General features: G+C 37.5%; 22 protein-coding genes. 6 read left to right on the forward strand and 16 right to left on the reverse strand.

What is annotated here, in order from left to right; genetic code table 11:
* Positions 1 to 2: 2 nt before the first annotated feature.
* From AC0L3W_RS12875 to AC0L3W_RS12895, 5 genes are all read right to left on the reverse strand, one after another.
* Positions 3 to 959 (reverse strand): PDR/VanB family oxidoreductase, encoded by a 957-nt coding sequence (locus AC0L3W_RS12875; protein ID WP_409440340.1) that lies wholly within the window; start codon positions 957 to 959, stop codon positions 3 to 5.
* Between the two features lie 173 nt (positions 960 to 1,132).
* Positions 1,133 to 1,750 (reverse strand): TetR family transcriptional regulator C-terminal domain-containing protein, encoded by a 618-nt coding sequence (locus AC0L3W_RS12880; RefSeq protein ID WP_290040873.1) that lies wholly within the window; start codon positions 1,748 to 1,750, stop codon positions 1,133 to 1,135.
* Between the two features lie 415 nt (positions 1,751 to 2,165).
* Positions 2,166 to 3,029 (reverse strand): YicC/YloC family endoribonuclease, encoded by an 864-nt coding sequence (locus AC0L3W_RS12885; protein ID WP_290040875.1) that lies wholly within the window; start codon positions 3,027 to 3,029, stop codon positions 2,166 to 2,168.
* A gap of 488 nt (positions 3,030 to 3,517) precedes the next feature.
* On the reverse strand, positions 3,518 to 4,348 hold the full coding sequence (locus AC0L3W_RS12890; protein ID WP_409440339.1) for an HDOD domain-containing protein: 831 nt from the start codon (positions 4,346 to 4,348) through the stop codon (positions 3,518 to 3,520).
* A 151-nt stretch (positions 4,349 to 4,499) separates the two neighbouring features.
* On the reverse strand, positions 4,500 to 6,842 hold the full coding sequence (locus AC0L3W_RS12895) for a fatty acid cis/trans isomerase (protein WP_409440338.1): 2,343 nt from the start codon (positions 6,840 to 6,842) through the stop codon (positions 4,500 to 4,502).
* A 199-nt stretch (positions 6,843 to 7,041) separates the two neighbouring features.
* On the opposite strand from AC0L3W_RS12895, the gene AC0L3W_RS12900 reads away from it, so the two are divergent.
* The 3 genes from AC0L3W_RS12900 to dapB all read left to right on the forward strand — a co-directional run bounded on the left by AC0L3W_RS12900 (position 7,042) and on the right by dapB (position 8,460).
* Entirely contained in the window at positions 7,042 to 7,254 is a 213-nt protein-coding gene (locus AC0L3W_RS12900) for a DUF1289 domain-containing protein (protein ID WP_290040881.1), read from the forward strand.
* A gap of 142 nt (positions 7,255 to 7,396) precedes the next feature.
* Positions 7,397 to 7,720 carry a DUF2956 domain-containing protein gene (locus tag AC0L3W_RS12905; protein WP_290040883.1) on the forward strand — a complete coding sequence of 108 codons (324 nt, stop codon included), beginning with the start codon at positions 7,397 to 7,399 and terminating at the stop codon, positions 7,718 to 7,720.
* An 8-nt stretch (positions 7,721 to 7,728) separates the two neighbouring features.
* On the forward strand, positions 7,729 to 8,460 hold the full coding sequence (gene dapB, locus AC0L3W_RS12910; protein WP_290040885.1) for a 4-hydroxy-tetrahydrodipicolinate reductase: 732 nt from the start codon (positions 7,729 to 7,731) through the stop codon (positions 8,458 to 8,460).
* A 52-nt stretch (positions 8,461 to 8,512) separates the two neighbouring features.
* Here the strand turns inward: dapB and AC0L3W_RS12915 are convergent, their stop codons facing one another.
* The 9 genes from AC0L3W_RS12915 to AC0L3W_RS12955 all read right to left on the reverse strand — a co-directional run bounded on the left by AC0L3W_RS12915 (position 8,513) and on the right by AC0L3W_RS12955 (position 17,037).
* Entirely contained in the window at positions 8,513 to 9,622 is a 1,110-nt protein-coding gene (locus AC0L3W_RS12915) for an MFS transporter (protein ID WP_409440337.1), read from the reverse strand.
* A gap of 63 nt (positions 9,623 to 9,685) precedes the next feature.
* Entirely contained in the window at positions 9,686 to 10,591 is a 906-nt protein-coding gene (locus AC0L3W_RS12920) for a cyanophycin synthetase (RefSeq protein ID WP_409440336.1), read from the reverse strand.
* A complete protein-coding gene (locus AC0L3W_RS12925) occupies positions 10,591 to 11,439 on the reverse strand; it encodes a D-alanine--D-alanine ligase family protein (protein WP_409440335.1) in 849 nt (282 codons plus the stop codon). The genes AC0L3W_RS12920 and AC0L3W_RS12925 overlap by 1 nt, the downstream gene beginning before the upstream one ends.
* A gap of 9 nt (positions 11,440 to 11,448) precedes the next feature.
* Entirely contained in the window at positions 11,449 to 11,949 is a 501-nt protein-coding gene (locus AC0L3W_RS12930) for a hypothetical protein (protein WP_409440334.1), read from the reverse strand.
* 1 nt (position 11,950) lies between these two features.
* Complete coding sequence (locus AC0L3W_RS12935; protein WP_290040894.1) at positions 11,951 to 12,406, reverse strand: YHS domain-containing (seleno)protein; 456 nt, start codon at positions 12,404 to 12,406, stop codon at positions 11,951 to 11,953.
* A gap of 247 nt (positions 12,407 to 12,653) precedes the next feature.
* Positions 12,654 to 14,147 (reverse strand): sodium/proline symporter PutP, encoded by a 1,494-nt coding sequence (gene putP / locus AC0L3W_RS12940; RefSeq protein ID WP_290040895.1) that lies wholly within the window; start codon positions 14,145 to 14,147, stop codon positions 12,654 to 12,656.
* A gap of 245 nt (positions 14,148 to 14,392) precedes the next feature.
* Positions 14,393 to 15,388 carry a DUF2860 family protein gene (locus AC0L3W_RS12945; protein ID WP_409440333.1) on the reverse strand — a complete coding sequence of 332 codons (996 nt, stop codon included), beginning with the start codon at positions 15,386 to 15,388 and terminating at the stop codon, positions 14,393 to 14,395.
* Between the two features lie 30 nt (positions 15,389 to 15,418).
* A complete protein-coding gene (locus tag AC0L3W_RS12950) occupies positions 15,419 to 15,634 on the reverse strand; it encodes a DUF3820 family protein (RefSeq protein ID WP_290040899.1) in 216 nt (71 codons plus the stop codon).
* A gap of 2 nt (positions 15,635 to 15,636) precedes the next feature.
* Complete coding sequence (locus AC0L3W_RS12955; RefSeq protein ID WP_409440332.1) at positions 15,637 to 17,037, reverse strand: aminotransferase-like domain-containing protein; 1,401 nt, start codon at positions 17,035 to 17,037, stop codon at positions 15,637 to 15,639.
* Between the two features lie 113 nt (positions 17,038 to 17,150).
* Between AC0L3W_RS12955 and AC0L3W_RS12960 the strand changes: the two genes are divergently transcribed.
* Complete coding sequence (locus tag AC0L3W_RS12960) at positions 17,151 to 18,023, forward strand: EamA family transporter (RefSeq protein ID WP_409440331.1); 873 nt, start codon at positions 17,151 to 17,153, stop codon at positions 18,021 to 18,023.
* Positions 18,024 to 18,095: 72 nt separating this feature from the next.
* Positions 18,096 to 18,752, forward strand: a complete 657-nt coding sequence (locus AC0L3W_RS12965; RefSeq protein WP_290040906.1) for an HAD family hydrolase — start codon at positions 18,096 to 18,098, stop codon at positions 18,750 to 18,752.
* A 5-nt stretch (positions 18,753 to 18,757) separates the two neighbouring features.
* On the opposite strand, the gene AC0L3W_RS12970 is transcribed toward AC0L3W_RS12965, so the two are convergent.
* Both AC0L3W_RS12970 and AC0L3W_RS12975 read right to left on the reverse strand, forming a co-directional pair.
* Entirely contained in the window at positions 18,758 to 19,282 is a 525-nt protein-coding gene (locus AC0L3W_RS12970) for a lipocalin family protein (RefSeq protein WP_290040908.1), read from the reverse strand.
* A gap of 140 nt (positions 19,283 to 19,422) precedes the next feature.
* Positions 19,423 to 20,436, reverse strand: a complete 1,014-nt coding sequence (locus tag AC0L3W_RS12975) for an AraC family transcriptional regulator (protein ID WP_290040910.1) — start codon at positions 20,434 to 20,436, stop codon at positions 19,423 to 19,425.
* A 333-nt stretch (positions 20,437 to 20,769) separates the two neighbouring features.
* Here AC0L3W_RS12975 and trhO point away from each other — a divergent pair, with 333 nt between their 5' ends.
* The gene (trhO, locus tag AC0L3W_RS12980) at positions 20,770 to 21,750 is read left to right on the forward strand and encodes an oxygen-dependent tRNA uridine(34) hydroxylase TrhO (RefSeq protein ID WP_290040912.1); all 981 of its coding nucleotides are present in this window, start codon (positions 20,770 to 20,772) and stop codon (positions 21,748 to 21,750) included.
* Positions 21,751 to 21,803 lie beyond the last annotated feature (53 nt).

Raw genomic sequence — 21,803 nt, forward strand, 5'->3', positions numbered from 1 at the left:
AATTATAGCTCCAAGGTTAGGCTTTGAGAGTTGCAACCACCACAGCATAAGGCGATATACTCATCTCGTTCGGTATCTTCTAAGCATTGATCTCGATGAATAGGCTCCCCATCACTCCACGCTACTAAGCAACTTCCACAAATACCCTGCTCACATACGGTATCTACTTTTATTCCAGCTTTATGCAATGCTTCAACCATGCTTTCTCCCGTAGCAACAGGAATACGCTGTTCACTTTGACGTAGATATAATTCAAAACTATCGCTATTCGCAGACACACCTGTAGCTGTAAATCGTTCTTCATGCCATTGTTCGGCTGGTAGTGGTTCACTAGTTGAAGCAAGGCATTGTTCTTTTACGAGCTCCAGAAAACCATTTGGACCACAACAATACACATGAACCTGTTTTGGTAAATTAACTAGCAAGTCAGCAAAATGAAAACTAGCCCGGCCAGCTAACCAGAGTTGTGTAGACCAGGATTGAGATGATAACTGTGAAGAAAAAGGCAACCCTGCTAACCCACTAGCACAGGCGATAAATGTAAAATCTTTATGTTCAGCGGTTAATGTATGCGCCATCGCGATCATCGGTGTTAAACCGATACCCGCGCCAATCAATAGGTGATGTTCCGCTGTATCTGATAGAGAAAAGTAATTCTTCGGTGTACTAATGGAGAATACACCACCAACCTTAGCTACTTGATGAAATGCTTTTGAACCTCCACGTCCCAGCTCTTCTCTTTTAACAGCAATATCGTAATAGGTATGCGCATCGCTAGGGTCGCTACATAAGGAATAAGCTCGAGTGAAGTCATCATTAATATCAACTTCGATATGAGCACCTGCAGAGAAAGCAGGTAAAGACTCTTTATTCAGAGACTCAAAACGATAGCGACATATTGTTTCTGTTAACACTTCAATTTCTGAAATGCGAACTTGTATCTTTTTATCTTCAATCATACACCAACCAATTAATTTGTCCGATTGGACAAATTAATTGCATGTTTGATGCCAACAATTGAATAACACTGTATTAACAATAAAAAGACGAAAAGATAAACAGACAAACATAGGTAAGACTTGGCTTAACAAACAAGCCAATTAAGTAGGGATTTTAATTTATGAAAATAATGTTATTGAGGTGTTAAACCACAACCTAATAAAATAAGATCATTGAGCTCTTGTCGTACTTTTTCCTGCAAGGTAGGATCGTCTAAAGATCCTTCTAAAATGACTTCAGCTTGTAGCGCATAATCAGCGTAGTACTGGGTTAAAGCCCATATATTCATCATTAATAAACGACCATCTAAAGAACGAATTTTTCCTTCTTCTATCCACTCATTAATGACTTCTATATTACTCGACATACGGAGCATTGCATCAGGCCAAAATGTCGATAAGCTTTTACCGCCACTAATGACTTCCACGGTAAAAATACGAGATAATTCTTTATGCTCAAGTGCAAAACTGAGTTTCAAATCTATGTAATGAGAGATGATTTCAGCAGGTGTTGAAGTTTTTTGGGTATCAAACTCAAATAGATCTCCCCATGCTTCAAATAAAGTTCCTAGCACTCGTTGATAAAGCGCTTCTTTACTGCCTATATAATAATGTAATTGTGACTTGGCAAGTCCCGCACGGCGGGCAATAGCTTGAGTTGATGCTCCAATATACCCATGTTGACTAAACTCAGTTATCGCCGCATTAAGGATATTTTTATTTATCTCAATGCGGTTGATTTTGCTCTGCATAATGACTCTCTCAATAAAAAAACATGCACTTAATAAGTGCGTGACAAATAAATTTTGCACCATAACGAAACAATAATAATATCGTTATTTATATATACCCATACTACCTCAAGATGCTTTGTCAGGCGCAAGCTCGGACATCAGAGCAAGACGCATCATGAGGTAATGGTTATTTCCTTTTCGATTGATGCAACACAGCGCTGATTTCCGAGCTTACGCCTCGAAGGGCAAGACAACTTGCGACAATCTGCTTTGTTATAAAATTTCACTGTAGAACAGTAGACTTCAATTTTATGAAGCGCATCTTGAAGTACCATGGGTATAAGTTAATATATAAACATTAAACTAGGTATAAAAACAACAAAGCCTCGAAATGCGAGGCTTTGTTTACTATTTTAAAGACAAAACATTGATATTACTCAATATTTTGTACCTGCTCACGCATTTGTTCTATTAACACTTTACATTCAACGGCTGCAGCGGTGATGTCAGTATTAATTGCTTTAGAGCCTAATGTATTTGCCTCACGGTTGAACTCTTGCATCATAAAGTCTAAACGACGACCTATAGCGCCACCTTTTTTTAGTACGTTACGTGCTTCAGACACATGTGAGTCTAAACGGTCTAATTCTTCGGCAACGTCGGATTTTTGCGCTAAAAGTACTAATTCTTGCTCTACTCGTGTGCCATCTAAATCAACTTTAGCATCTTCAAATTTCTTCAAAATACGTGCTTTCTGCCAAGCATGTACGGCTGGCATAAAGTCACGAACTTTCGCTGCTTGTTCGCTGATATTAGTTAAGCGTTGTTCGATAAATACACCTAGATTTGCACCTTCAGCTGCACGAGAGTCGATGAAGTCATTTAGCGTACTTTCAAAACCAGCCATAAGCTCTGCGCTGACCACATCAATATCCTGCTCTGGCGCTTGCATTACGCCTGGCCATTTTAAGATATCAACAGGATTGATTTGGCCTGTCCCCATTTGTTCAGCAACCCATTGTGCATTATGTATTAGTTGAGTTGCTAATTCTTGGTTCATATTCAGACATGTGCTGCTTGTTGAGTTAGCTTCAAAACGTAAACTACATTCAACTTTACCGCGCTCCAAGCGCTTACGAAATGTATCTTTTAATTTTGTTTCTAAACCACGAAATTGCTCAGGCAAACGAAAATATGTTTCAAGATAACGTTGGTTCACAGAGCGGATCTCCCAAACTGCTGTCCCCCAATCACCTTTTAATTGCTTGCGTGCAAATGCCGTCATACTGTAAATCATACTTTCCCCTCTCAATTTGAATCACGAGTATAACTGACTATTCCCCAAACATGCTACGCCGAGCTGCAATTTGCGATTGATTTTATATAACAAAATCATAATGCGTCATTTAATGTCATATTTTTTAATAGGGACTTAACTTCAATTAAGAAAATAGCAAATTAATCATACCGATTACATTAAATACGCTGTCTAAATTTTGCGCTGAAAAAACAGTTCCATTCAGACGTAAATAACTGTTCCCTTTACGAAATTTACAACAAAGAAATGGGCTGTTTTAACAAGTAAAATTGATAAGCAATTTATTGTGATTGCTATTAAAAGGTTGTTTAGGAATAAAGGTTACAGTGAATGAACTCATTCAAGTTCAGTAGATTAGAAGGTATTTTTATGTTGCTGGTAAAAAGGAGGTATTAATAATGGCTAGGTAATAAACCTAACCATAAATTTCAAATATATAAAAACTAAGGAAGATTATATATTTTCTCTTAACTTTTAATATCGCGAGCTAATGTTTGGCCTTCTTCAATCATCTTAGTAAAGGTGTCTAACAGCCCTTCTGTTTTTAAATTGATTGCTTGAGTCAACGGCTCAGGGAAACGTTTAATAATAATTTCAGGCGGCAGGTTAAGTGACCAAGCAAAACGAGTAAAAACGGAAAGGCGGATCAATACCGCTGCTTGTGATGTGTTTTCATACTCTAACGGATCTAATTGCTGTTCAATGGCATCGACAAATACTGAAGAAAAGCTCCAATGCTTAGCTAAAGCAGCGCCAACTTGTGTGTTATCAAACCCCAGCACTTCTCGTTCAGCATATAAGCGAGGTTGTCCAGCATCAATGGCAATTTTAATCAAACCACACTCAGCAGGTTTAATGGTTTGCAATAAAAGCTCACCAATATTATGCATCATGGCACAAGTAAAAGCAGTATCACTGTTTATACTTGTATGTTTTGCTAAATGCTTAGCAATACTCGCTGTAATAAAGGTCTCTTCCCAAAATTTGTCTTTATCGAAACTAGGTGTATCAGGAAATACATTTGATAAGGTAGCCGCTACGACAATACTTCTGACTTGATTAAAGCCTAGTCGAATAACAGCTTCTTCAATGGACTCGACCTCTTTGCCTCTTCGGTAAACTGCAGAGTTAGCCATACGGATCACCTTCGCGCTAATCGACTGATCTTTTGCTACTTTTGCTGCAATATCTTCCACACGGGTATCTTCGTCAGAAAAAGAATCCATCAATTCCAAAAGAATTAGCGGTAAAACGGGTAGCTTTTTAACATCTTTAAAAAGATCAGCAGTGATTTCCATCAGTGTATTTTGCCTATTGAATAATTAATTCAACAAAATAGTAGTTAATCTAAATAAAATCAAACAAAAAACACCTAATTAGAGATATTTTTATAAAGAGTTATGATAAATCAAAACATAAATTAATCATCATAACTCTGGAGGCAATAATCTAACGATTAATAAGGCGATTATAATCAAATAAACCATACTCAATAGGGTCTTGTTGTAAATAGAGGTCATGTAAATGGTCACTCACCTCCCAAAATTTAGGATTACTTCTACGTATGCCGTAGGTTTCCATCAGAGTTGCGAATTTTTCTTTATTATTCGCCTGTGAAAATAAACGAACAAAATCCTCTTCATCTGTGGCATTCACTTTAAAGATTAATCCAGGATAAGTACCTAAAAAACCTTTAAATATTTCTGAGTTGTCTTTAGCGGTCAGGCGATTAGCGGCTTCATTTAATAAGCTTGAAACATTCTCATGTTCATTATGACGCAATATTGTATAACCGCGATCTTCTCCATTATTATCTTCCACGACTACGAATGAGACTTGCGGTAATGACAGCACCACTGAGTTATCTAAATTATTCAAACGTTTCAATATTATATCTTCCTGTGGTACCCGATACTGCTCGCTTTTAGCGCGTAACATTTCAGGATCGTAGACATAATGTTTAAGTTTGTTTAATAACTCTACTTTAGGAAAATCTGTCTTGAATTGAATACCAGAAGGGCGAGCATTCATTAGGTTTTTATCATTGAGATATTCACTTAACTCTTTTGTTGCATCAATATACCAACTTGTTAATACAGGTTTTCTATATTCGTTAGGAATGAAAGAAATAAAGTTTGCTTCTGATTCAATACGTAAAAAGTCCATGTATAAGCGCGTGGTGAGCTGATGTCCAACATTGCCATATACATCAAAGCCAGCCACCAATAAATAATGAATTCGCTCCAGTATAGGATAATCAATTAACCAAGCTGTTTTTGGTTGTTTGCCTAACGCTCCTTTTACCACAGTGGCACTGTCAATATGACGAAAAACGGTTAAAGCAGCGTTATCGTTACCAGACCATATGTTATCTAGAGTTAAGCCCTCAATATTATCCATTTCACGTTTAATAAAGTCACTCTTTGCTTTAACGTATTGCCTGTTACCTTTGGCGTAAGACAACCATTCTGTTAACGATAAATTATCACTACTCGACTCTGCAGGTAATCTCAAATTATTTGCTTGCTGATAAACAAACTGGTCAACGTCTTTATTACCGCTAGACTCTGGGTCAACAAAGAATACCCAGAATTTATCGTTGATTACATTCACCGCCACTTGGCCTCGACAAACAGGACCTTTGATAAACCCACCAATAGTGAAATATGCTTCCTGTAACATAAACTGATAACGCGAATAGGTAGGGATATCTTTAAATACCAAGAACGGATTAAAGTCACTGTAATCCGGTAATGAGTTAACCTTGAAATCGGCATCATAAAAAAGCTCATCCCAAAGCTTTTCACGTTGCTCGTTGAATACGTAAGGTAAATTAGTTTTGGCTAACGTAATCGCTCTGTCTAAGACTAAGCGATAATAAACACGCTCTACTTTAGGGTCATCATAAGGGCGACGTGTAGCAATCACTTTCACTGGTTGACCGGGCGGAGTAGACGATCGTATCAAGTGGAAAAAACGCGGAGGTGCCTCTGTGCTAATAGGTAGAGCATCAAAGTAAATATGGCCGATAAATAAATGTTCATAAATATAACGCGCAACTAACTGCTCTTTACGCGAGTCGCCGTTGAGCTTTTGCTCCCAATGATCAACCAGTTTTACTGTTTCATCGGATAACGCTAAAGGTTCGGACATAGGCGCACCACGGGAAATCCATTGCTCTAACGTTTTAAACTCATCATGACTTAAGTTAGGTAAGCCGTAGGGCATGCCAGACAAAGGAAAATCTTCTTCATACTCCCCTAGTTCATTAATATCTGGGCATTGGTCTTCTCTGTTTAAGGAATAATTAAACTGTTCTGGTAATACACCTTGCGGTTGAGGGTGACGCTCTTTTTGCAGTAATAGTTTATACATCACACTGCCTTGTAAGTTAGCCAGCATGGTTTGATCACGTTCATTAATAACAGATTTAAAACCTTTATGGCGCCACTCTTCAGTGCTGTCCGCATCAATAAATAAACGTGAAGGTGCTGCACCTAGAATACGTTGGCCATTGTAAACAAGCTCTTTACTTGCACCGCGGTCAATCCCTTCAGGAGAGGATAGTTTTAACTGACAAGGCGCATCATAACAGCCATGACAAACCACACAGCGCTTTTCTAATAACGGCATGACTTGGTCACGAAATTCTTCGGCTAATGTGTCATCAGTGCTTAATTGTCTTGGTCTTGGTTGCTCTTTGCCATAATCTTTATTGAGTTGATCTTCAACATCGGAACAAGCGGTAAGTAGTAAACTGCACAGTAATACAATTAAAACTTTAAAAGTCATGAATAGGCTCTCTAAAATTGCTAGAATATGGGATTAATTTATTAAAATGCATGTTAACTATATATCGAATTTGCTATACAACGGACTGTATAGGAATAGAAAGTAGATCATGATTATTTTTATAATCTATTTAAACACGAGTTAAACAAGACCGCCACCCAATGCGCAGTCTTATGATCAAAAATACAAGGTACATTAGATGAAATTTAGTCCGTGCACAGGTGATTGTACAAGTAACAAAAAAAGTTGCGGTGGATGCGGTAGAAGCCGAGACGAAATCACTGAAACGCAAGTCATTACTAAATTATTAGTAGAGCATTTGGTTAAATATAATTACGACGATCCAGAAAATTTTCTAGAGAATATTACCAAGAAGGCGACTAAGCGTTCTAAGAATGCACAAAAAAAGTAACTAACGCTTTACTCGGAGAGGATACCAAGAAAAGCGGTAAGCAAAAGTCCAAAAAGAAAACACTCAAGCAATTAAAAAAGTTGCAGAAGAAACAAAAAAAGAAACATAAAAAAGATAAAAAGTAACATAAAGAAGAGCATCAATGGCTAAATATACTAAACCAGCAATATCACAAGAAACACAAGATGAAGCACTGGCAATGGCTAAGAAAGTGCAAAAGCCAGGGCAAACTAAGGAGCAAACCAAACTGGTTGCCCAAGGTATTCAAAAAGGCATTGCTGAATATAAAAAATTAGCTAAAAGCAAACAGCGCGAAGCCAACAAGGCAAAAAAGAAAAAAGTGCCCATTGAAGATGCTCAATCCAATACAAATATCCCTCATAAACCTAGCACCTCTATTCTGCCTTGGGTCTTATTGGCCATAAGCTGGATTGGATTTGTCAGTTACCACTTTTTAAATCAATAGGAACAACCATGGTTAAAGTAATTGTAAACGGCGCAAAAGGCCGTATGGGCAGTGAAGCCGTAAAAGCAGTGAATAATGATAGTGAATTAGAACTCGTTGCAGAATGTGACTTTGGCGATGATCTAGCAGCATTAATCAAATCTACCGGGGCACAGGTCGTTGTTGATTTAACTGCGGCGTCTGCAGGTTTTAATAATACACAAACTATTCTTAATGCTGGTGCTTGCCCTGTGATCGGCACCAGTGGTTTCCTTGAGCAACAAGTAGCAGAGTTACAAGCGCTAGCGCAAGAAAAGAAACTAGGAGGCTTGATCGCACCTAACTTCTCTATTGGCGCAGTATTAATGATGAAATTTGCAGTTCAAGCTGCAAAATACTTGCCTGATGTTGAAGTCATTGAAGCGCATAGTCCACAAAAAGAAGAAAGCCCATCGGGTACGGGTATCCGCACAGCCGAGTTAATCTCAGCAGCGCGTACTAAAGCGGCGACACCTTGCAGCGATAAAGAGTTAATCGAAGGTGCACGTGGTGCAGAATTAAATAATGTGAAATTACACTCTATTCGTTTACCGGGCGTTGTAGCACAACAAACCGTGTTTTTTGGAGGGTTGAGTGAGACCTTAAAAATCGAGCATAACTCTCAGCATCGTGAATCATTCATGCCAGGCATTTGTCTAGCATGTAAAGAAGTGGTTAAACGCACTGAACTAGTTTATGGCTTAGAGTATTTGATGGACTAAGGCTTTTTCTATCAATCAAAACAAAACGCCAGCATCTCGCTGGCGTTTTAGGTTATACCGCTGCTGGTTTGCTATGTTGCCCATATACAAAATAAACTAAAACTAATGGCGTACACAGGTAATAAATCACCTGTAACTGATGAAGCGCAGTATCAGTGGCCATGGTAAATACCGCTATAATGCTAAAAAAGACCACTAACATAAACTGAGAATAATAACTTTTACAGATAATGTAACGTGTTGGTTTGTCTTGACGAGCAATATCATAGAATCGTTTATTAAATGCCAGACGGAAAAAGTTACTTAAGAAGGCAGCAAGTAATAAGCCGCTATAAATCAAGATGCTATCCATTTCAATATCCAGCACTCCGCGAATGACCCACGAGGAAGCATAACCTAGTACTGCAATTCGATAGACTTTTTGAGTATCAACTCTATCAATATATTTTTTAATAACAAAAAAAATCAAAGCTAATAAAATACTTAAAGCAATTAAGATAAGCCCTAATTGCATCACGTTCTCTTGGGTTAACATGTAGATAGTTAACATCCAAAAATAACTTTCTAAGAATAAAAATAATCCATCAACCACAAAAATTAAGGATGAACGATGTTGATCCTGAAATTTAACCACTTGCTTTAGGGTAAAGGCAGGTACTTGTTTTAGTTTTTCAAGCTGTGTATTACTATTTAAGCTTTTGTGTACCAATAAAAACCCCAATATCGACAGCACAAAAGAGAGTAATAACAAGCCACTAAAGTATTCCATCCCCAACAGGTAACTACCAATTAACACACCGATTTTTAATGCAAACACCACTAGTATTTGGAAATTACCAAAGGTATTACCGGTGTTTTTATCTTCAGTGATTGCTTGAAATAACAGACGTTGAGTTGACCAATAGAAACACCCTGCCGCACCGTTTATTAAAGCGCCAGCAGTAGCTATCAGCTGCTCATTGCCGCAAATTAATAACATTACAAACAGACTTTGTAAGATAAAAGATAAACTTATTAACTTACCCCAATCATGCTGAGCACGCAGACGATCCCAACAATACAAAGCGACGACAAAGCCAACGGCCGTTAAGGCTATAAACGAGGAAATATCACTGATGGTAAGGCCTTTATCCCACAGAATGACTGCAATAAATAAAGGCATTAACCCTAACAGGAAGGAGTGAAATCCTGTAAAAAGGTAAAAAGTGCGTGTTAAAGCTGACACTTAGAAGGTGTCAGACTGTTTAACTTCTAATGCATCTAACTCGTCAAAGTACTCACTGAGGTCTTCAGCTTCACCGTAACGAGGGTAAGCATGCATTTTCAAGTAGGGGCGTGAGTTTACTTCCAAGAAGATACATTTTTGTTCACGATAATCAAACTCAATCCCTTTTTCTAAGATCACATCAATACCTAAAATATTGGCATCAAACAAATTTAAAACATTTTTAAACAAAGTTTGATTTGCTTCTGGTAATAACTGCTTATCAATTACTTCTACCACGCCACCAGGCGCTAAAGAGATACGATAAAACAGCGTTGCTCGTTGTTCTGCTGGTAAAACAGAGTCAAAGTCTAACCCTTGCTTTGCTAAAAATGCACGTGATTGAGCCGTTTCTTTCAACGCTGAAATAACAGGGTACAGCTTCATTTTTTCGCGGATTGCATTTTCTTTACGCATTAACTCACGAATTGTAGCGACACCATCGCCTTTTACTGAAGGAGCATAACGTTGTAATACAGAAACAATTTTGCCATTAGCAACTACAACTCGATAGTTTTTACCTTCTAAAAACTGCTCAACAACCGTAAATGGCCACCATAGTTTCGCTAAGAAGATAGCTTTCCATAATTCTTTATAGTCTCGAATAGGGAAATGACTGCCGCGTGAAAAACCACTTACGTTAGGTTTAATCACTAAGGGAAAGCCATGTTGCTTAGCAAAACGAATTGCCACAAATGGATTAAAAAAGATCAATCCTTGTGCATGTGGAATATTACCTTGCTTAAATCTATCTCTAGCTTGCTCTTTACTTCTGCAACTACGACGTACTTCTAAGCTATTGTAGTTGCTACAACCGCCCATGAATTTTTTACTGATCCAAGCATAAATTATTTTTTTTATATTCATTAGGAAAGCTCATTTTTTAATTTCGATTTTAATAATCGAGCAGATTGTAGTTTTTGAAAGAAAATTGACTTCACCGGTTGCGAAGCGGGAATATCTTTAGTTACTAAAGCTAATTGTTTCATACTCGCAAAGATAAACTTTAATTTAGACGTTAAAGTCATCTCTTGAATCAATAAGATTAATGGCATAGGCACATACACATTAATTTCAACGATAGAAAACTGCTCATTGAGCAAAGCTTCTAAAGAGTCTGCACGCGCACAGAAGCGGGCAATACGAAACGATCCAATTTGAGAGAATAACATTTCTATTTTTTGTATTTGTTGTGTATTTAGTTCAGGCATACAAGATTTATAATAAGTATCTTTATTATAAATACCGTTTACTGGCATCTCATCATCACTGTGATTACAGGTTTCTGTCACCGATATAATAGCCGATGACTGATCTGACGTTGCGCCCGGAATAAAGAATATTTCAAACTCTCTTTTTCCCTTTGCAGCGGCTTGAATCAAATAACGAGGACCATGAGCAGGGCGATTAGCTCGATGCTGCTGTAACGCTTCAGGCGAGTCTATACGACATACACCTTGCGAGTTTTGTCCCCACTCAGGCTTCAAAAAAACTGGATAGGTTTCCGGATTTTTCGCTGTTTGATCATCACCTTTATCTACAAACTGTAATAAACGCCATTGCTCAGGTATCAACAAATCCATATCTAACTTAGAAAATATATGTAAATCTTGATTAAAATAATTGGCGTTTAGTTGGAAGTACTTCCATGGTGCTACCAAAAATCGGCAACACCAGAGAATATAAGAAAGTACTAACGAAATACGAATTAACAAAAACGTTCCTTACTGGCTTACTTTACTTTTATAGTCACGATAATTAGCAACAAATAAGATTAAACCTAAAATGAGAATAGACACCGCAGCATAGAACAGACTTCCGCCATCACTTTTACCTTCATGTATCACTTCGATACCTAATGGCGTGAATAAATGGAAGAATGTAGCCCCAGCCATCACACCAGAAGCCATTAACCCACCAATGGCGTGTATCAACGAATGACTTGGCGCACACGATAATACACCGACTTTTTTAAGTATCCAAAATACAATAGGTGATAATAACACCAGCGATGTAATTAACTCTACGCTACCAACAGCATATGAACCGTAGTTAGCAAATAGGGAACCAATAGTGTCGCCTAAAAAACCTTGCATCCACGCGCCGATCGTACCGAAAATATGCTGTGTATCTGGGTGTAACGTAAACTTGTAAGGTAGCGATAGTAAAAATACCTTAGCGATCCACACTACAACTGCCCAACTAAAAATAGGTAATATTTTCATGTTATTCCTTGTTTAATTTATTCCAATTAAGATCAGCTTGTTCAATAAACTTATCTTTATCATTAACCCATGTTGCTTGAACAGATTCATCATAGTTCAAGTAAAGTTTGCCTTTATAAACACTCCAGAAAGCAGGCTTTCCAGGTGCTGTATTATCACTTGCCATTGCCCATGCACAGTAGCCGCCGTATTGAGGAGCATATTTCTCAGGATCACCTTTAAATAACGCTAAGTTATCTGCGCTTGAGAAGTACCAATCAGCACCTTGGTATTCTAAGGTATATTTACTGTCGCCTTCGACTGGTTTGTTTTCAGTGAAGTAAGCAACCACATCGTAACCACCAGCCGCTTTATTACTGAAATAGCTGGTGTAAATTGCGTCAGCTGCATTTGCACTTTGTAATAATGCAAATCCCATTAATAACGTCATTTGTAACATTGAAAATAGCTTTTTCATATTCGCCCTGCCCTTATATAAATAAATGTAAACAACTAGACCTTAGTGGTGCTATTTTTATTGCTTTTATTTATTAATATTTTAATAAAATCGCTATATTTCCAATATTGACCACCTAAAATAATACCCATTAAGAGCTACAAGCTTATGATAAGTAAAGACTAAAAATACAAATAGTCAAACGCCAGAAACAAAAAAACCTCATTTAATTACTTAAATGAGGCTTAAATGAGAGATAAAAGTTCAGTTATAAAACAGAGAGTTTATCTTTCATCTCTTGATGTTTGGCTAACATAGTTTCACTTGGTTCATTGCTTAATAAGCTAGTAACAACAATCGCTACGGTTGCAAATACGATACCAGGGACAATTTCATATACGTCAAACCACCCGCCAGTTAACTGTTTCCATACCACTATTGTCACACCACCCACTAGGATACCTGCTAGTGCGCCAGCTCGGTTCATACGAGACCAAAATAGACTCAAAACAATAACTGGACCAAATGCAGCGCCAAACCCAGCCCATGCGTATGATACTAAGCCTAATACTGAGCTATCCGGGCTGAAGGCTAAGAATAAAGCGATTAATGACAAAGCAACAACACCTAAGCGACCCGCAAGCACCACTTTTTCTGAACTAGCTTCTGGATTGATATGTTGCTTATAAAAATCTTCTGCTAATGCTGAAGAAGAAACTAACAACTGTGAATCAGCAGTACTCATAATCGCCGCTAAAATAGCCGCTAATAAAATACCTGCAACCACTGGGTGGAATACACTATTAACCAATAACATAAAGATAGTTTCACTGTCTTCTAACACTCCGCCTAAGTTGTTATCGACAAAGCCAATGCCGACTAAACCAACTAAAATAGCGCCTGCAATAGATAAAGCGGTCCAAACCACTGAAATACGACGAGCTGTCGTTAGGTCTTTATTGCTACTTGCAGCTTGGAAACGCGCTAAAATATGCGGTTGGCCAAAGTAACCTAATCCCCATGCCGCTAAAGAGATAATCCCAATGGCAGTCATCGGTGTACCATCAGTATTACTGAAAGCAGATAACAGCTCTGGATTTTTTAATGCTAAAGAAGATGTTAAATCGCCTAATGAACCATCCATAGCAATTAATGGCACAGCAATCAGTGCAGCAGACATCAACAAACCTTGTACTAAGTCCGTCCAAGATACCGCTAAGAATCCACCAAATAAAGTGTATGAAACTACACAGACAGTACCGATGATCACGGCAATCTTATAATCAAGGTCAAATACTGTTTGGAATAATTTACCGCCAGCCACTAAACCAGCACTGGTATAAAAAAGGAAGAATAGTAAAATGAAGAAAGCAGAAATAGTTTGTAGTAACTTGCTTTTATCTTCAAAACGACGTGCAAAATAGTCAGGTAATGTTAATGAATCATTAGTCACTATAGTGTAAGTACGTAAACGCTTTGAACATATAAGCCAATTTAACCAGCTACCAATAAGCAAACCACCAGCAAGCCAAAATGAACCGTAGCCTGCGACCAGTGCATAACCTGGTAAACCTAATAATAACCAACCACTCATATCCGAAGCACCGGCAGAAATAGCTGTTGGCCATGGACCTAATTGACGTCCTCCTAAAAAGTAATCAGATGAATTGACGGTTTTGCGATAAGCCCAGTATCCAATACCCATCATCATCGCTAAATAAAAAAGAAAAGTTGCGATCACTGCAACATTTTGATCCAACATAAGAAATAACCCTCCTAAACACTACCCTGTGATAAATTAGTATTAACGAGAACAACAATCATTCCTTAATTAGAGTTCTTAACAATACCCTAACAAAATAGTCATTAAATAGTCTGATTTATGGTTTTTTCGCTTATTATTAAAACAATTTGATTGATTTCAAGCCAATTAATGAGATCTAAGTCACACTTAGGAGAAGTGGCTTTTAAAGAAAACTGGATGAAATATAAGCACATTTCATCTATCTAAAATTGGTAAGCCATTCCTGTTGAGACAATAAAGCGATTACTATCATAAAACTCAATATTGGCATCTTCTCTGCTATATCCGAGCATCATAGTCCAATCCCAGCCCTTCCAATTAAAGGGACGTTGATAGCTATATAAAGAAAAAATACTGAAAGTATTAACCTGTTGTGTTGTATCAAAAATAGGATTTTCTTGTTGATGGAAACGCTTACCTGCGCTTAAGGTAGTAATTAATGTGTGTCTATCACTAAATAACATCAGCGCCACTTGAGCAACATATTGATCAAAGCTATTTGCATCACCTTCTGCATTACGATGAGTGTATTGCAAAGTTGGTTTCAGCAATAATCCACGATCAATAGGAAACAAAGTTTCTACTTCGAATTTTTGATATAAACTATCGCGTTGTAATGCCGCTATTTCCTGTGCATCCATTAACTGACTTTGTCCACTCTGTTCATCATCAATGCTACTGCTGGCCACCGCATATTTAAGTGTAAATGGAGAACCAAAGATTCGTTCCACTGCAACCCTTGCCCCACCAACACTAATATCCGTGGTATCGCGGTCACTATTTTCAACAAATGGATCGGACCATGTTTCATTTAAAAAGGACAATTTAGGAAAGAATGCAAAAGTGAACTTAGTATCATCAGAAAACTGATGTAGTACCCCGAGCTCATATTGAAATTTTGCTGTGGAGACTTGATCACGACTATTGCCTAAAAAAAACTGGGTATGACGGCTATTTAAAGTGTACTGTATTCGACCTAATGGATAAGTCAGACTCGATCCTGAGAATTGACCACTATTACTTAAATTGTCAGTGACTTGGTTATCATCGTCAGTATCAAATTGTGATGTACCACCGCTGTATCCTACATTCACACTCAATGTAATATCCCAACCAGCTTCCTTACTTAGCGGCTCAGCAATCACAGCATGATTAGCCAATAAAACCGGTATAGGTAACCACTTGATAATTTGCAACATACTCACTCCTTTGATACACATTACCCCATACTACTTAATTAATGGGACAAGCATTTTTTCTAAACCATTCAATTTTATTTCATAAATTAGTGCAAGTTGCTCACCTAACTTACCTTCAGGGAAACCTTTGCTATTAAACCAGACTAAGTAAGGCTCAGGTAAATGAATTAATTTACTTCCCGCGTACTTACCAAATGGCATAATTTGATTAATTGCATCACTTAATGCCTGTGGGTTATCTAACATATTCATTCCTTTAAGCAGATTTTAATCAATTTCATTAAACAGGATAATTGCAAAGCTACCTGCGTAGCTGTCATATTAAAACCGATATTTAACCGAAAGCAATGTGAATACAACCCTAGCGTACTAAACTCATCACCAATGCGAATATCGATTTTATTTTGTCTCGCTAATGGTTTTAATTGGTTAGTATTAAGCTTAGCAACCTCAATCCATAATACAAAACCGCCTGCAGGGTGACTTATTTTACTACCTTCGGGTAAATTTCCCTGTAGATAAGTCATATACAACAAAGTTTGTTGCTGTAAATGTAAACGCACCTTTTTGAGGTGGTTGATATAATCACCACGGCCTATGAAATCAGAAATAGCAAGTTGTAAAGGTGATGTAACCCCCTGATTCGCAAATAAACGTTGTCGTAAATAAGCATCTAAATACCGTCCAGGTAAACACCAGCCTAGTCGATAACCTGCGGCGATGGTTTTAGATATCGAACCACACCACAGTACATAGCCTTCCCTATCCCAATGTTTTGCAGGTAAAGGGATGACTTGTTGAAAACCCAACTCAAGATAGACATCATCCTCGATAATCGGCACTTTATAACGCGTCGCTAATTCAACTAATTTTTGTTTTTGCAGAGCATTCATAGATGTGCCTTGCGGGTTCATATGAGAAGTACAAAATAAACCAGCTTTTATAGTACCTAATTGCATCTGTTTTTGCAGTTGCTCAAGATCTATCCCTTCTTTAACAGATGGAATTTCAACAACTCGTCGCCCCATTACACCTAATAGTTCCAATAAACCAGAAAAACAGGGAGAACTAATGGCAATGGCATCACCAATACCCGTGGTGATTTCAATAGCAGTGCGTATCGCATCTAAGCAACCATGGGTCACAACACAATCTTTTGCTGAAAAATGAAAGTCGACACTCTTGAAATGCATGCTTAGGTTTTCTCTAAAACTTATCTCTCCTTGGGGGTGAGGGTAATGACTTAACAAATCCCCCTGTAGCTTCATCGCTCTTTTGAAGCTTTGCTGTAATTTAATCACAGGCATTAAGCTAGGGTCATAACGAGCAATCCCTAATGGACATGGATCTACAAATGGATTATTTAGCTTTGGTAATGATGGTTGAGTTGTTGCACTTTGAAAGGAGATTATCGTCGGAGCCTTTGGTTTCTTGTCTATCACTGATTGTTTAGCAACATAATAACCTGATTGTGGTTTTGCTAATAACCAGCCTAGTGACTCTAAATGCTGATAACAATTTAATGCGGTTGTCATACTGACATTATGTAACAATTTAAAGTTACGTAAAGAAGGCATCTTAGTATTAACTGCCAATTGCCCAGATTCAATTTGTTGTATACATTGTGCTGCTAATTCCTTATACCTCATATTCGCTTCCTTAATAAATTGTACCGCTTTAATTTACAATTATTGTATCTGTTCTCTTTTTTAGTTTGTTTGATAATAGACACAAGAGCAAGTAAATCAATAGAGAGCAAATAATGAAAAGAAACGATTTAATATTAGGTGTATTAGTGATGGTAGTCTGGGGGCTAAACTTCTCTGTTATTAAACTAGGTGTTAACGAGATTGATCCCTTATTACTAACTGCATTACGCTTCAGCTTAGCGACTTTACCCGCTATCTTCTTTGTTAAAAAACCAAATGTGTCATGGTTATATTTAATCGTTTATGGATGGTTATTTGCTATTGGTATTTGGGGAATGGCAACCTGGTCAATTCAAGCAGGGTTAAGTGCGGGTATGGCATCGGTTTTATTACAAATGAACGTCGTATTTGGTTTATTCTTAGGCTATTTCCTATTAAAAGAGACACTCTCTATCAATAAAATAATAGGAAGTGCTCTGGCCATAATAGGTTTATTACTCTGCTTAACGGTTACCAATGGTTCGGTTACTCAATCAGGATTAATATTGATCTTATGTGCCGCACTTGCTTGGAGTTTGGCGAGTATCACCGTAAAGAAAGCGGCACCCAAACAGGTATTTGCTTTCAGTTTATGGGCCATGGCATGCGCACCTATTCCATTATTTTTAATGGTTTACTGGCAGTCAGGTAGTTTAGCTTTCAACACCTTATCAACTCAGCTTAATGGACGTGTTATTTTTTCGGTTTTATTTCAAGCCTATCCAGTCACCTTGTTAGGATACTGGATTTGGAATCGTTTATTGATCTCTTACCCATTAACTATGGTGGCGCCTTTAACCCTATTGGTGCCTATCTTTGGTTTACTAGGAGGCGCACTGTTTTATCAAGAACAAATTAGTGCAGTCACACTCGTTGCCAGCCTTTGTGTCATTAGCGGTGTGTTTGTTGGATTTATCTCCTTTAAACCTTTTAAAAAATGGGTATAGGATTTTTCACTACTTTATAGATTGTAAAAAGCAGGTACACTAGCCAACAATTATTGATGGATTGAGTGTGTTATGACTTACCAAGCTGCTATTTTTGATATGGATGGTTTGCTACTGGATACTGAACGTGTCTGTATGCAAGCCTTTGAACAAGCCTGTCAGCAACTATCTTTACCTTTTGTTAAAAGTGCTTACCTCAAAATTATAGGTCGCAATGCAAAAGGCATTGAAGAAGCGATAATGAATCATTACGCACAATATACCGAATATGCTCCATTGCGCAAAGCCTGGATGGATGGTTATTGGCCAATTGTTGAAACACAAGCGATTCCAGTAAAAGAGGGAGTTATTGCTTTATTAGAATGGTTTAAATCTCAGTCTATTCCAGTAGCAGTGGCAACCTCTACACATCAGAAACTCGCCGCAACAAAACTTCGATTAGCCGGTATTGAGCATTATTTTGAACATATTAGTAGTGGGTGCGAAGTCACCAATGGTAAACCACATCCTGAGATATTTCTGTTAGCTGCGCAGCGATTAAAAGTAGCGCCACAAGCTTGCTTAGCTTTTGAAGACTCAAGTAACGGGGTTATTTCTGCTTTAGCCGCAGAGATGAAAGTCTATCAGGTACCAGATTTAGTAGTACCTGATGCCGACATCATTGCATTGGGACATAATATCAAGACATCGCTTAATGATGTACTAGATGATCTCCAAAAAGTCAGTTAAAAGCATTATGAAGCTGGCAGTTGATTAACGAAAATAAGCTGCTCAGTTTCGAAGCCGTATTCTTTAGCTGTCTTAATAAAGTCTTGTTTTACCGCTTCACTTACCTCTGGTGTACGCGATAAAAGCCACAAATATTCATGGTTATAACTACTTATAAAAGCATATTGATAATCAACCTGATCCATTTTAAATACAATATATGAGCCATAAAATGGTCCAAAAAAAGAGACCTTCAAATGTCCAATATTCTCATCGTTTACAAAATAGGCTTTACCAACCGCCTCTTTCCATTGTTGATTATCAGTTGAATAACCTCTATTAACCACTTTTATACCACCATCATCACGCATTGAATAGGTGGCTGTAACTTGTTCTAATCCCTCTTCAAAAGAGTGATTTAAACGTGCGATTTCATACCATGTACCTAAGTATCGTTCACTATCAAAATTTTTAACGGCTTTCATGCCTTCGGGTATACCTGTGCAACTGGTTTGTAATAAAACGGCAACCATCAACAATAAAAATCTCATTTATCTTCCCCTAATCGTCATGATGTAACTTAATACGTATGCTTAAATACATAAGACCACCATTAACTATGGTTGATACTTATTTTTTGATGCTCATGTATTAACGGTTTCTGAATCAATTGCTTAAGTTGATAATAAACTCACCAAAATCCATTCTTATTCAATAACTGTTGATCGCGTAAACGCATATACTCTCTAGGTGTAATGCCACTCCAACGTTTAAAAGCGCGTACAAAATTATTCACATGGGTATAAGATAATTTTTCTGCCAATTCTTGATAATCATAAATATCTTGATTAATAAGGTCACACGCTTGTTGAAATCTCACTTCATCGAAAACTTTACGAAGAGATGTGCCTTGTTCATGAAGCTTCCTTTTTAATGTACGAACACTGGTTCCTAATGAACTCGCAATATTTTCAGCTAGCCAACCTTGACCAAAATAATTCTGCTTTAACAACAGCTTAAAGCTTTGTAAAAAACAATCTGGAATACAATCCAACTTAGATGAATTAGAAAACGTTTTAGATAGATGACGATCTTCTAATAGGTCATGCTCAATAGCAATTGCAGAATAACGCTGTCCTAGCTCTACTTCAGCATCATTAAAGAAGCGAGACTGATCAAGGCCCAACCCTACAGTATCTTGTAATTTTATCTTTTTAGGTTGCCAACCATCACCTGCATAATTTTCGATGACTTTACACAGCAAACTCAACACATGCTGCTCGGCTTGCCACAGTTTATCTTTAACATAAGGATATTGTGGTCGACAAATCCAAACGCATTGCTCACTTTCTTTAAGCCAAAACAGGCTATTATTATTATGCAAACCAATTTTATGAATTAAAAAATGCAAAGCTTGGTACAAGTTATCAGCCTCTAATAATTGCTTAGTAAACTCACCATACTCCGATAAATGACTGTCTTCTGCTAACAAACCACCTAGATGTGACATTCCCTTCATTTCCGCAGCAAGCTCTAAAAAGCGCCAAACTTTAGTTTCTAAAATCAACTGATTTGAATTATCCAATTCTATATGATCTAAGTCCGCTTGCTCTAGTAAGGCTTCCACAGGCAAAGATAATGTACGTACATACTGAACAATAACGCTCAAATGACTTGCTCTAATTAAATGTAAACGTATCGGCATACATATACCTCGCTCTAAACTTTTGTTTTTAATATAAATTGATTAGTTTCAGTATAGACATTAAACACTAACTAACCAGATTTTCTACCCACAAAAGAACATTAATTCATTTTTATTTGATCTTGGAGGAATATTATCAATCTATTTTTAACTTTTATGGATAAGATAAAAGCTTGGTTAGCGAGTTTTGAGAAACTTGTTAAGTTTCAATTATTAATATTTTCTTTAGTTAATTAGATTAAAATAGAGGCAATATAAAAATTGCTTATGCCATTTCTATTCGTATAATGCGTGGCTAATTTACGTTTCGGTCCGTAGAACGAGGGAAAATACATGTCAAATACAGTTGTTTGTGCTTTATATAGGTTTGTTGAACTAGCAAATTACGAAGAGATTCAAACCCCATTACTCAATATATTGAATGCAAACCAAGTTAAAGGCACTTTATTGTTAGCTAGCGAAGGTATCAACGGTACTATTGCAGGAGAACAAGAAGGTATTGATAACGTCCTAAATTGGTTAAAAGCGGATCCGCGTTTAGCTTCATTGACTGTTAAGTTTTCATTTGACGATGAAAACCCATTTTACCGTACCAAGGTGAAACTGAAAAAAGAGATCGTAACCATGGGTGTAGAAGGGATAGACCCAAACCGCACTGTGGGCACCTATGTAAAGCCGAAAGATTGGAACGCATTAATCAGCGATCCTGAAGTATTATTGGTTGATACACGAAACGATTACGAAATTAGCATCGGTACCTTCGAGAATGCAGTGGATCCAAAAACCACTAACTTCCGTGAATTTCCAGAGTATGTTAAGGAAAACCTAGATCCAGAAAAACATAAAAAAGTCGCTATGTTTTGTACTGGTGGTATCCGTTGTGAAAAATCAACAGCTTACTTAAAAGAGCAAGGTTTTGATGAAGTCTATCACTTAGAAGGTGGTGTACTGAAATACCTGGAAGAAGTGCCAGAAGAAGAAACAATGTGGAAAGGTGAATGCTTTGTCTTTGACAATCGCGTATCAGTTAACCACCAGCTAGAAAAAGGTCAGTACGACCAATGTCATGGCTGTCGTTTGCCTATCACTGAAGAAGATAAGAAATCAGAGAAATACATGCAAGGCGTGAGCTGTCACCAATGTCACGACTCCCTTTCTGAAGAGCAAAAGCAACGTTTCCTTGAGCGTGAGAAACAAATTCGTTTATCTAAACAGCGTGGTCAAAACCATATCGGTTCAGAAGCGGTATCTCAACTAGAAGAAAACAGAGCAATCAAACAAGCTCAAAAAATGAAACAACGTGAAAAAGCTTAACTTGGCATACCCGATATCAACAACACAAACGTGTTGTTGATAGATAAACGATA

It is taken from the genome of Psychromonas sp. KJ10-5, assembly GCF_055808325.1.